This is a genomic window from Enterobacter sp. 148H3 (assembly GCF_034107425.1).
Lineage (GTDB): Bacteria > Pseudomonadota > Gammaproteobacteria > Enterobacterales > Enterobacteriaceae > Enterobacter > Enterobacter vonholyi.
The window spans coordinates 1-11,076 of record NZ_JAWNEI010000030.1 but is presented as its reverse complement, the minus strand read 5'-3'; the positions used below and the strand labels follow the sequence as shown (position 1 = coordinate 11,076).

The following is an 11,076-nucleotide window of genomic DNA, read 5'->3' as shown; positions in this document are numbered from 1 at the left end:
CTGGAAGCGCCGATGAGCAGAACTTGATGAGCATATCCCCGTGGCATTCAGGGCGTTCCACTGGCAACCGGTCCTGAGGACGAAGAATATGGCATGCATGGCAGCGCGGTTCTGGTGTGTACCGAGCGGGTGATTGGTTTTGTGCTCAGGGATAAGCGATGCCATTTTTTTTCTAGGGTTAATCGATTATGCATCATTTACTGCCTGTCATCTTTTCACCTTCAGGAAGTATCAGTTACGACACCTGATAATCGCTTCCGGGATAGGTTCTAAGCATTATTGAGGTTGATATAAATAATAAATAATAAATAATAAATAATGACCGCAACATGGTTTATATTGTGCCGTGCATTCATTAATATGTTAAACTTACCTTGAAAGCATTCTAAGAGTGTCGTAGCGAGTAATTTCTGGAGTTAAAACGCAGGTTGGTGACCGATGCGAACAGAGTGCTGCTCTCGGTGGTGGTAGCTGGAGCGAAAAATCCTAGTAACGATAATTTAGGATGATACTCATAAACTTATACACTGAGTTTATGTGCTACTGTAACTGTATAGTAAACCGTCGATTTGGTATTTTAGGCACCCGACATGATGGAAAAATCAGAACGTTCGATATGGCCGGTTATGCTGCTTGTGTTCCTTGTTATTTGCGGTTCAGGTCTTGCGTTCAGTTATTGGAAGATGTACTCCATGCTGGAGCGACATATTCAAGGTCAGCTTAAACAGGCTGTCAGAAGCGTGGAATCCATCCTGGGACATGCTAATTCAGCTGCCGAGAAAGGCGCCATTTATGCGGGTATGACCTGTACGGACGCTATTCTTTCCGATCTCCGTGCTTATGTTGCCGCCATTCCTGATGTCCGCTCCATCAATCTTGTAAAAGGCAATAAGATATACTGCACAACTGTGTATGGCAGCAGACTTTTCAGTTTAGATGACCGCGATTATGCTCACGGAAGACTTTTACTTCTCAATGGAAATGAACTGACCCCCTACCGTTCACTGATTGTTTATCGTGCTATTGGGGAGAAAGGCATTTCTGTTCTGGTAGGTGTGGATGGTTATTATCTTTACAGTATACTTAGATTGATTGAAAGCCAGTCGCATTTTTATATTAAGGTCGGCAATAAATACATGGCCAGAGACGGCGCCGTTATTTCATCACCGACGACAGAAAACATACTTTCACAGGGGTCGCTCCTGTTCCCTTTCTCTGTCATCGCAGACATTTCACAAATTTATATGCTGAATACTTTTCTGCAGTACTCTGGGGATACGATCGCTATTGTTATCGTGTTTTCAATCCTGATCTGTTTTCTGATCAGCCGCTATATGTTGTACCATAGAACGCTTGATGCCCGTCTGAATAAAGCCATTAAACATGGAGAGATATTTCCGTGTATCCAGCCGGTTTACAATGCAGAAGATGAAACTATTGCAGGCGGTGAGATACTGCTACGCTGGTTTGAACCGGGGAACGGATTTATCCCGCCAGATGTTTTTATCAGACTGGCAGAAGAGAACGGAACCATCAGGGAGCTGACTCGTGCATGTTTTCAGAACACCGCCAGAGAGCTTAAAGCAATCAATGCAGTCGGAAACAAACCGCTTATTGTATGTTTTAACGTCACTGCATGTCATTTCCGGAACAGCGACATTCTGTCTTTGTGCGATGACTTTTTGCGTGAAATGTCCCCAGACTGTTTCCGGATAGTCCTTGAAGTGACGGAAAGAGAAATTGTTACCGGTACCCTGCAGACACAGGAAATTATCCGCTCCCTGAAGGAAAGGCACATTGCATTATCGCTCGATGATTTTGGCACCGGAAATGCAAACTACAGTTATATCAAGCTTTTCTCTCCTGATTACCTGAAAATCGACAAGATGTTTACTTCAGGTATAGAGAATGACCGGGTTTCACATTTTGTTGTCGCAAGCATTATCGATCTGGCCAAAAAGCTTGACTGTAATGTCATCGCTGAGGGTGTGGAGACGCTTCCACAGAAAGAGATGCTCAGGACAATGGGAGTGACACATTTTCAGGGGTACTACTTCAGTAAGCCCGTGTCGTTACATGAATTTAAAGCGATGCTCATTTCCCCGTCGCCAATTGGCAGTCACAGTACTGTAATGGATCAGTGAAGAGTTACATCTTTTTGTCCGGAAGCAGTTATGAGAAAACCCGTCTGCCGGTAATGAATCGTTTTTTCCAGAATCTGTCATCAACACTCGAAATCATCACTCCCCTGCTAGTAGAGGCATGGATAAACTGCGCATCACCGATATATACCCCTACATGTCGCACCCCTGCTGACAGACTAAAAAAAACTAGATCACCGGGACGTAGAGTCTCACGGGAGGCCTCTTTCCCGAGAGCAATTTGACGTGAAGTGGTTCTTGGCAGTTGTTCACCGATCCTGTCGGCAAAGCTGGCATGATAGATTTCCTGCATAAGGGAAGAACAGTCGATACCGTGGCGAGAGTTTCCACCCAGTTTATACTTCACGCCTTCCCATCGCCAGAACTCGGCAAGCAGTCGGTCTCGAATATGTTTGTCATCATTTATCGGGTGGCTTAATTCAGCGGGATTCACACCAGGGGCTGACAGAGAGGTCCGGGAAAACAGGATGCACAGAATTACATTTATCAGTATCAAAAAGAATCGCATTGTCTGCATTACAAAAAGTTGAAAAACGCTCATTGAGGGTGAAAAATAACCATTCACGGTATTCCGGTCAAGAACTGTCATGTGAACAAAAAGCTGCAATAATATTTATATAAAGTTAATTATTAGCCATTTCAGCGCCATAGAAGCAGGCCTGTTTCCCTGAGGAGCAACTCTTATTCTTTCCCGTTTCAGTCCGGTTTACTTTCACCTGTTGTCAGAAATTACCACCACCGATAAAAAACGCAACTGGGCGGTTAACTGGATTGCCCCCTACATCGCCATACACTTTTATCACTTAATCCATTACTGGTTCATGGTGAATAATCTGAAAAAAAATTTTAAAAATTTCTTGACGATGAAAATAGTTGACAGGAGTGATGTGATGACAGGTCATCTGGTAGCTTATGAAGATGAAACAAGGTTTACCTTAGATTTTTAACCTGAAAGCCATTTTTCAGGCGCATATATCCCGCAGCCAGTGCCTGAAGCCATCGTTTTCTGGCGATCCCGTGTAGCCTTTCTGCCACTAATTCGGTTGTATGTTTGCCAGCCTCCGCGCCGTTGAAGCGCAGCCGGTTGCCGCACAGAATGTATTTGTGCGTGTCAGTGTGCAGGAACGCCTTCATAAGCGCGGCGAAGCCCGGTTTCTCCGGTTATTCCGCGCTTCCATTTGCATGGCATTGCACACTTTCGGCGGCAGATCTTCTCATTTTTGGTTAGGTAAAAATCTGTATTAACGCACCATTTTAAAATACTTCGCTGGTACATGGATTATATAGTGCCTGATAATCTCTTTGTGGAGCAGCATCTTTCGCCGATACTGCTGCGTGCGGTTGTCGTAATAGTGATGTACCACGGCACCGCCGCTGTAGAGCCTGAGCTTTACCGCCGACACCGGCTGTCGCGTCAGGTACTGGCCGAGGTATTTAACGCTCCTCCAGGCACCCCGGGCCTTCTTCGTGAAGAGTACCTTCTAGTAATGCAAATACTATGCCTGCAGATACCACCGCTACTGCCTGTTTGTCGCGGACCGGCAGACGAACTCTTCGGCAGGTTTTCCGACGCCATGGATGTCGTTGAATGCCCGTTTGGTAATTCCGTTTTGCCGCGTCACATGCATGATACGGAGAAATCAGAGTTGCTCTCAAAGTGGTCTGACTTTAACGTTGTCACCCCAGTGCCAGTGCTGTTGCTGATGTACTTTCAGCTGCTGGTTTCCCTGATTTCGGTAAACAGCTGACGCTGCTGGCGACACAAACGGCTGAAAAAAAACACCTGTAAGGCACTGAAACCCGCCTGAGTTAATATCTTTAGTGTCGATCGGTTATTATTCTGACGGCAGCATATGTAGGCACAGATTAATACACACGCCATTTGCCTTGTGAAATGAATTTTGATATATGGAGTAATCCTGCGTGACGGACAGAAAAAATCTGTCCATTTTGCATGGTGTGCCTTGGTAGCGCTTGCTCTGGTCAGACCGAATGGTGGCGTTCTTTCGCCGGCATAGGAAAACCTCTTTCTCACCCGCTGGCTGGCTACTGCACTGAAGCAACACCGTTTTTCACGTGATGTGGCTACCGATGTTGACTGGATACTCAAACAGGACCGGACGTTGTGCTTTCGTGCACGATTGCGCCATCGGCGTCGGTGAACAATATCAGTCTGATAAAAAATGTGGCTTGCAGGCTGTCTGCTACGACGACCACTGGAAACTGGTGACCATCAGCGCCGGCTGAACTGTCTTTCCGGGTTTAAAGTAATATATGATGAACGGCGGTTTGTGAGGCATCAGCCCGCAACCTCAACTTTATACTCGCCTGAACCGTACTGGGTTTTCGAGAGGATACACCCTCATTGAAAGGAGACCTAAAATGACAAGCATACGAGCACACGAGAAATTATGTGAAAAGGGTAATTATCTGCTTTTTAGGTTTTTTTTTATTTTTAATGGCCTCAGGGGCTGGAGCAAATGCTATGGATAGAGAACATGAAACGGTTGAGAGATTTTTGAAATGGGAAAGGAGTATTAAACCAAGCGGTATCTATCGTGAAAAACTTGGTGGAGAACTCCCTTCACTGATTTCGCCGGAATTGCTGTGCCTGCTGGAGAGTGTATCTGATTTACGGGAACGTGCTATCCGCGAAGCACCTGACGAGAAACCTCCGTTTGTTGAAGGAAATCCATTTTTGCCTAATGCCTGGGAGCGGCCGCAGAGTTCAGCGATTATTTCTTCTCGTATGAGCCCCAGCACTAAAAGGAGCATTGTGAAGGTACGCTTTGACTATGGAGCCGGCACTGCCTTTACCGGGAAGTTCTGGATTAATGATGGCACTCATGGTACTGAGATTTCTGACATTGATAGGGGGGGAGGCTGTGATTTCTGCCAGCGTGGCAGTTTGCGAAGAGAACTATACTCTTCACTTCAGGTAAATTCGCGTGTTAATGCGTCAAACTGTAAGGATCTTGCCAGATGAGACGACCCTGTCGTTATATTTATTAATTTATAATATTATTCTGTATTGACAGGTTTATATGTCTGTAAAAAATATTTTTTACTTACTTTGTTAAAGTTGTTTTTTTTGTCAGTCTTATGAAATGTTCATTGCTCTGACTTGTAAGGATGCTTCCTTATATCTGATAACTCTTCTTCGCTAGGTAAGGTTAAATAAAAAACCGCTGATTGCCTTTCAAATAAAATGGGGGTTAGGAAAGGATAGGTGGTTTTTATATACCATCTGAATGGTAGTGATTTGTATCCTTTAGATGTTGTAGCGAACTAGACTGGTAGGGAAACATATATCGAAGAATTTATTTGTGATGTAAAAATAAATTTTGTTTATCTAGGTATAATGCTAATGAGTGCAGGGGGGATTATGTTTGGGTTAGAAAAAAACATAGAGTGCAGAAATTGAAATGAGGCAGTGTGTAACCTTCAAAAATAATCTCCAAAAATATTCAGAGTAAACGCAAATTCTTATTATAGTGAAGACGGTATCCTTCAATAGGTATATCTTCGATATTGCTCACTGGCAGGCAGAGCCTGAAGGGGATGCCTTCCAACCCCACCAGGTTACGCTGATGACCAGACAGCGAATGTCATGAAAGGATCATTAGTAAGAGTACAGCGAGGGCCGTATTGAAGGGGATGTGTTAATCAGTTGGCAGTGCTACGCGCCAGGGCAGCGGTTCGCTGATTCGGTAGACCTGTCAGTCGGCAATAACCTCAAGGACATAGCGGAGGTAGCTCTCTAGATCCACGCTGTTTAGTTTGCATGTACCCATCAGACTGTACAGCGACTCTCCACGCTCACCACCGTGGTCTGAGGGGAATAAAAGCCAGTTTTTACGACCCAGACATAACATCCGCAGGGCATTGTCTGCAATATTGTTATCCGCTTCGGCCCAGCCGTCCTCCACATCGTACGTCAATGCTGGCCACTGGTTCAGTGCATAGCATACGCGAACTCCTTCGTCAGCGCTGAGTGCCGCACAGCGTTTTCATCTTTTCACGCAGCCAGCTTTCTAGGGATTTCAGTAGCGGTTTAGTTTTTTGTTAACTTTTAGTAAGGCGCTGTACTGCCGGCATTCCCCTTATTTCCGTCTCGATGGCATACAACTCGCCGATCCGTTTCAGGGCTTCCTCAGCCAGGGCTAACGGGGTGCGAACGTGCACATCGTGGATCTAACGGCGGGTGTGAGTCCAGCAGGCAGATTCCGTTAGCCACCCATCGAGGTACAGCTCGTTGAACCCGGCATACGCGTCCACCTGCAGCACAAAGCTAAAGCCAGCGAGATGGTTCTGCGGGGGGGCCTTTTCTGCCCGTGAGCTCTGCCGTAAGCACGCCATTTCCGACGCCACCTTTTACACCTGGCGTAAGAAGTATGCCGTAAATGGCTTGTGACCGAACGGTTTCCGCTTCTGCGCCCGGATGCGCCGAACCTGACTTGGTCGATGGATTTCGTCATAGACGCACTGGCCAACGGTCGCAGGATCAAGTGTCTGACCTGTGTAGATGATTTCACGAAGGAGTGTCTGACGATCACCGCTGCTTTCGGTATTTCAGGCGTTCAGGTCACGTGTATTCTCGACAGCTTCGCGCTGTTTCGGGGCTATCCGACGACAATAAGAACCGATCAGGGCCCGGAATTTACCTGCTGCGCGCTCGAAAAATGGGCCTTTGAGCATGGTGTGCAACTACGGCTTATCCCGCCTGGTAAGCCAACGCAGAACGGATTTATTGATAGTTTTAACGGACGCTTTCGCGATGAGTGTCTGAATGAACTCTGGTTCAGCAATATTCTTCATGCACGGAAAACGATTAATGACTGGCGGCAGGATTATAACGAGTGTCGTCGCCATTCATCGCTGGATTACCAGAGACCAGCTGAATTCGCAACGGACTGGCGAAACAGGAAATATGAAGAAAAACCTACCGACATTACTAACTGAAGGTTGTATCTAATCCGACAGTTCAGCTGTACGCTTAAGACTACCAGTAAACTAGGCGATAGTAATTCGTTACAGTGTCGAGATGACTATCAATTGCCCCCTGCTTTTTATGCGACCTCTAGTAGGTCTCCTCGCTACTTTATTATTTCATAGTCAAAAAACTTTAATGTGATTTTTTCTTCCACTGAGCTTCAGCACCCTATTCAGGACGTTTATGACTAGGACGGTATATTTAACTGTATTCACGGTACTTATACTGTGGTGTTTGATGCCAATGCAGTGGATATTATTAAGAGTATTGAGTACGGAACTGACGGCTGGAATAGCTGACTGAGTGAATATCGGGATGAGAATGTTGTTCTGGACAGTGAACCGGAAACACAAAACGCTCACTGCGGTGAAGTAAAAATCCTATCGTCGTTCATGTTGGTGATTTTGGTTTAAAGGTTGAATTTTAAGTTAATTATAATAATTAATTTAAAATTCGAAGTGGCGTGATGTGTTTAGGGTGGAGGTGTGCTAGAGTTTATCTCTGAAATCCATTGCATGTTATTTATTTTAAATATTATCTTTGCCCATGTAAGAGGGGTTTTATCTTGTCAGGGTTTAACATTAAAAAAGTGTTAATTTACTCTCCTTGCTGGCCTATAGCAAATGCATTAGAAAGAATGTCCTTGAATGATTCTATCAACGCTGATTTACTTTGTGTTGTAAGGGAGTTGGAGTCCGTATTTAATGAAATACTGAGTTTTTTACCGGGCTTACTAATTATGGATATTTCTCTGAGAGATAACTGTGGGCTTATAAATTCAATAAGGCTACAGCTCCCTGAGTTACCTATAATAATAGTAGGCTATCGTTATCTTTTTTCTGACCGTGTGGTAGCTGAATATTACGGCGGGATTTTATTGAAAGAATATGATGCTCTATTAGCAGGCTATCCTGTTTATAAAATTCAACACCATTTGACAGAAGTCTGTTTCTCTGGGAACTATAATGGTAGGGGGAGTTGCAAGTTAAGTAATAACCCAACAACATTGATACAGGAGTTGGAGGGGCAATTACGCAAGAGGTTATTTGATCTTACGAGGTCACCACGGCTTTGTGAGGTATCTATGGACTGGTTGATAAAGGGGCGGTCATCCGTACAGATGTATAAAGGATTAATAAGTAACCAAAAGCTTATTTATCACTACCGCTCGAAAACAATGCGATATCTAAAAATTCGGCATTACAGCAGGGATTTTATTCGTTGTCTTACTGTTCGTATTGGTACGTTAGATTATTTTCAGAAGGGGGGGGGGATACAAAATTTATCTTCGTCATCATCGAATAAATGACGGTTTGAGCAACTCCCAGTTGTTTAATAAGGAGATGTCATTGCAAGAAGGTCAGTGCATCTCTATGAAGAAGCGTTTTTTGGGGGATCGGAAATTATTTTTCTTGGCGAGATAGTGTGTTTCCTTAATACTGGCGACAAATTCAGTCCATAGGACTATGTTTTTTATAGGGCGCTATGGATTGCCACTGGAATCGTGGGCATCAGACACCGCCTGACCTGCAGATTTAGCGTGGGCAATATGCTTCAGCAGCGCATCAGAGGGAGGCGAGGCAACGCCAACATTTTTCACATAGTAAAGAGGGACGGAAAAACAAAACTGCTAGCCCGCAGGTGGCCAGAAACAGTCACCGATCTAAAAATCGGATTGAATCCAGGTATCAGCTTTGTTCAGCAATCGCGCAGGTTTTGGCAAAAAAGAGCTGACCGGACTGAATGATATTGAGCTGGAGATCAGTAATCAGTGCGGGCGGCTGCTCAGTATCATCATTATTTATTATAATTCAGCACTGCTGTCACGGTTGCTGCAGAAGTATGAAGAGGTTGGTAACACTCGGGATCTTGCTCTTCTCCGACGAATGTTCCCCGTAGCTTGGCAGCATATTTTTTTGAATGGTCATTACATCTTTGTCAGTGAAGGGAAAGAACTCGATATTGACGCCGTGATTGAGGCACTGACGTTGTCATAAGCCATATGGCAAGCCCGCAAAATTTTGGCGGCTTCCCGCTTACAACCCCATAAGGGGGCATTGTAGCTATAAACAAAATGCGACGACACATAATAAAATGACATAAGCTATATGTGTAGGGGTGAATTCAATAACCTAAATAAACGTACTTTGCGTACGTGTTTGTATTGTTGGTCTTTAGACTCTAACAGCATGCATTAAATCACAAAATAATTATATCGCAGAAAAATATATAAATTTAAAAAAAAAATTCTTTTTTATTGTGTGTTTGTGCTTTTTGGGGGACTCTTGTTTGTGTTGGGGCTTGTTGCGGAGTTAAATGGGGGGGGCGATTATAGCGGTTCCAAATTTTCAAGTGCATTTGTAAAAGTCCAAAATCTAGAAGTGAAAGTGAAAGTGAAAGTGAAAGTGAAAGTGAAAGTGAAAGTGAAAGTGAAAGGACTATAAATACAACTGCGAAACATTTATTTACGGAAACAACGATTACAATAGATGGAAACTCTTAGAGTATGTTATTTGTGATTTTTTACCTTGCTTCGTGTGTTAATTTATAAATAAATCATATAAAGGGGTCTATATGTATAGAAAACTCGTAGTGGAATGTTTGGGTACTTTCTGGCTTGTTTTTGGTGGTTGCGGTAGTGCTGTTCTGGCTGCGGCATTCCCTGAGTTAGGTATAGGTTTTTTAGGTGTTTCGCTTGCATTCGGTTTAACTGTAATGACTATGGCATTTGCAGTAGGGCATATATCTGGTTGTCATTTAAATCCAGCGGTAACATTTGGTATGTATGCAGCTGGCAAGTTTCCCTTGAAAGATGTTTTTGCATATATTTTTTTCCAGATTATTGGTGGCGTCATCGCTGGTGCATTATTGTTTTTAGTCGCTAGTGGTAAATGCGGATTTGATGTTGTTGCAAGCGGCTTCGCTTCAAATGGATATGGAGAACATTCTCCTGGTGGCTATTCCATGCTATCCGCTATGATTATTGAATTTATTCTTACATTTATTTTTTTAATTGTTATCAATGGTGCGACGAGTAAAACCTTTTCTGCAGGAGGGGGCGCTGTTTGTATAGGTCTAACTTTAACACTTATCCACCTGATCAGTATTCCTGTGAGTAATACTTCTGTTAACCCAGCTCGAAGTACGGCCGTAGCAATTTTCCAAGGCGGATGGGCTTTAAAACAGTTGTGGCTCTTCTGGTTGATGCCAATTTTAGGGGGGGTTGCTGGAGGATTAATTTCCAGGTTCCTGTATAGTAAGAAATAATCATGGAACGAATTACATCACATCCAAAGGGAGGGTCAATACATTACTGTTTTTGCTTTTAGATATTGTGCTAGGATAATATTGTAAGATTTATTATTTATTGGTTAATCTTGATTGACATACCGGCTGTATTAGATTACAGAATTATTCCTAATAAACCCAGAATCCATAAATGATATTAATCGTAATTGAGAAGGTTAATCTACTAGAGGGCCTATGAATAATCCTAAATTGACAGAGTCTGAATCACGCTATCTGGCACATATTGTTGCAGATGAAATACGTAAAATTTGTTTTTCCAATCGAATATGCAAACCACAAGAAACGCGACGCTGTATAAGGGCGCGTGTAATTAAAGAAATTATTTCCATGCGAGCGGGCGTAGGCAGTGGTTTTTTATAATAGTCTTAGCGTTATTAACATATGCATCAACGTTTTAGTTCGCCGAAATTATATTTTTATTCTTTTCTTCTATTGTAAATAGTGTTTAAAAGTAATTGTTTATGATTGTTTTAGAATAAATGGAATTTTAAGCTTTGTTTTAAATTGTTGGTTGTATCAATTCTTAAATAATTGTGTTGGAGAAGCAGGCTCTACTGCATGTTTAATTTGTGAGAGATGTATTATCGAGATTGTTATAAATAATAAATACCC

General features: G+C 43.2%; 9 protein-coding genes and 4 pseudogenes. 8 read left to right on the top strand and 5 right to left on the bottom strand.

The features are described 5' to 3' along the window. A partial coding sequence (locus USH94_RS22165) for a transposase (protein WP_414146665.1) occupies nucleotides 1-165 on the bottom strand: 165 nt, incomplete at its 3' end. A 425-nt stretch (nucleotides 166-590) separates the two neighbouring features. Between USH94_RS22165 and USH94_RS22160 the strand changes: the two genes are divergently transcribed. After that, nucleotides 591-2,144 carry a cyclic diguanylate phosphodiesterase gene (locus tag USH94_RS22160; protein ID WP_111965971.1) on the top strand — a complete coding sequence of 518 codons (1,554 nt, stop codon included), beginning with the start codon at nucleotides 591-593 and terminating at the stop codon, nucleotides 2,142-2,144. 28 nt (nucleotides 2,145-2,172) lie between these two features. Here the strand turns inward: USH94_RS22160 and USH94_RS22155 are convergent, their stop codons facing one another. The 3 genes from USH94_RS22155 to USH94_RS22590 form a co-directional block, all read right to left on the bottom strand. Then, nucleotides 2,173-2,727, bottom strand: a complete 555-nt coding sequence (locus tag USH94_RS22155) for an NlpC/P60 family protein (RefSeq protein ID WP_181574062.1) — start codon at nucleotides 2,725-2,727, stop codon at nucleotides 2,173-2,175. Nucleotides 2,728-3,092: 365 nt separating this feature from the next. Beyond that, a complete protein-coding gene (locus USH94_RS22150; protein ID WP_111965969.1) occupies nucleotides 3,093-3,296 on the bottom strand; it encodes a hypothetical protein in 204 nt (67 codons plus the stop codon). A 107-nt stretch (nucleotides 3,297-3,403) separates the two neighbouring features. Further along, a complete protein-coding gene (locus USH94_RS22590; RefSeq protein WP_414146664.1) occupies nucleotides 3,404-3,580 on the bottom strand; it encodes a transposase in 177 nt (58 codons plus the stop codon). A 501-nt stretch (nucleotides 3,581-4,081) separates the two neighbouring features. On the opposite strand from USH94_RS22590, the pseudogene USH94_RS22140 reads away from it, so the two are divergent. Further along, nucleotides 4,082-4,306, top strand: a pseudogene (locus USH94_RS22140) (DUF2913 family protein); the annotation flags it as partial. 269 nt (nucleotides 4,307-4,575) lie between these two features. Further along, nucleotides 4,576-5,148, top strand: a complete 573-nt coding sequence (locus tag USH94_RS22135; RefSeq protein WP_146749049.1) for a hypothetical protein — start codon at nucleotides 4,576-4,578, stop codon at nucleotides 5,146-5,148. Between the two features lie 733 nt (nucleotides 5,149-5,881). Here USH94_RS22135 and USH94_RS22130 read toward each other — a convergent pair. Next, nucleotides 5,882-6,479, bottom strand: a pseudogene (locus USH94_RS22130) (IS66 family transposase); the annotation flags it as partial. On the opposite strand from USH94_RS22130, the gene USH94_RS22585 reads away from it, so the two are divergent. From USH94_RS22585 to aqpZ, 5 genes and pseudogenes are all read left to right on the top strand, one after another. Then, nucleotides 6,418-6,576, top strand: a complete 159-nt coding sequence (locus tag USH94_RS22585; protein ID WP_111965972.1) for a transposase — start codon at nucleotides 6,418-6,420, stop codon at nucleotides 6,574-6,576. The pseudogene USH94_RS22130 and the gene USH94_RS22585 sit on opposite strands and share 62 nt — an antisense overlap. Then, nucleotides 6,561-7,124 (top strand): annotated as a pseudogene (locus USH94_RS22125) (integrase core domain-containing protein); the annotation flags it as partial. The gene USH94_RS22585 and the pseudogene USH94_RS22125, both read left to right, overlap by 16 nt. Nucleotides 7,125-7,720: 596 nt before the next feature. After that, nucleotides 7,721-8,464, top strand: coding sequence for a hypothetical protein (locus USH94_RS22120; RefSeq protein ID WP_146749048.1), 744 nt, complete (start codon nucleotides 7,721-7,723; stop codon nucleotides 8,462-8,464). 326 nt (nucleotides 8,465-8,790) lie between these two features. Beyond that, nucleotides 8,791-9,152 (top strand): annotated as a pseudogene (locus tag USH94_RS22115) (Tn3 family transposase); the annotation flags it as partial. 577 nt (nucleotides 9,153-9,729) lie between these two features. Further along, the gene (aqpZ, locus tag USH94_RS22110; protein WP_111965966.1) at nucleotides 9,730-10,422 is read left to right on the top strand and encodes an aquaporin Z; all 693 of its coding nucleotides are present in this window, start codon (nucleotides 9,730-9,732) and stop codon (nucleotides 10,420-10,422) included. Nucleotides 10,423-11,076 lie beyond the last annotated feature (654 nt).

Coding starts and splice junctions, on each gene's coding strand:
- USH94_RS22160 (WP_111965971.1), top strand. CDS start 591: ATGATGGAAAAATCAGAACGTTCGATATGGCCGGTTATGCTGCTTGTG.
- USH94_RS22150 (WP_111965969.1), bottom strand. CDS start 3,296: ATGAAGGCGTTCCTGCACACTGACACGCACAAATACATTCTGTGCGGC.
- aqpZ (WP_111965966.1), top strand. CDS start 9,730: ATGTATAGAAAACTCGTAGTGGAATGTTTGGGTACTTTCTGGCTTGTT.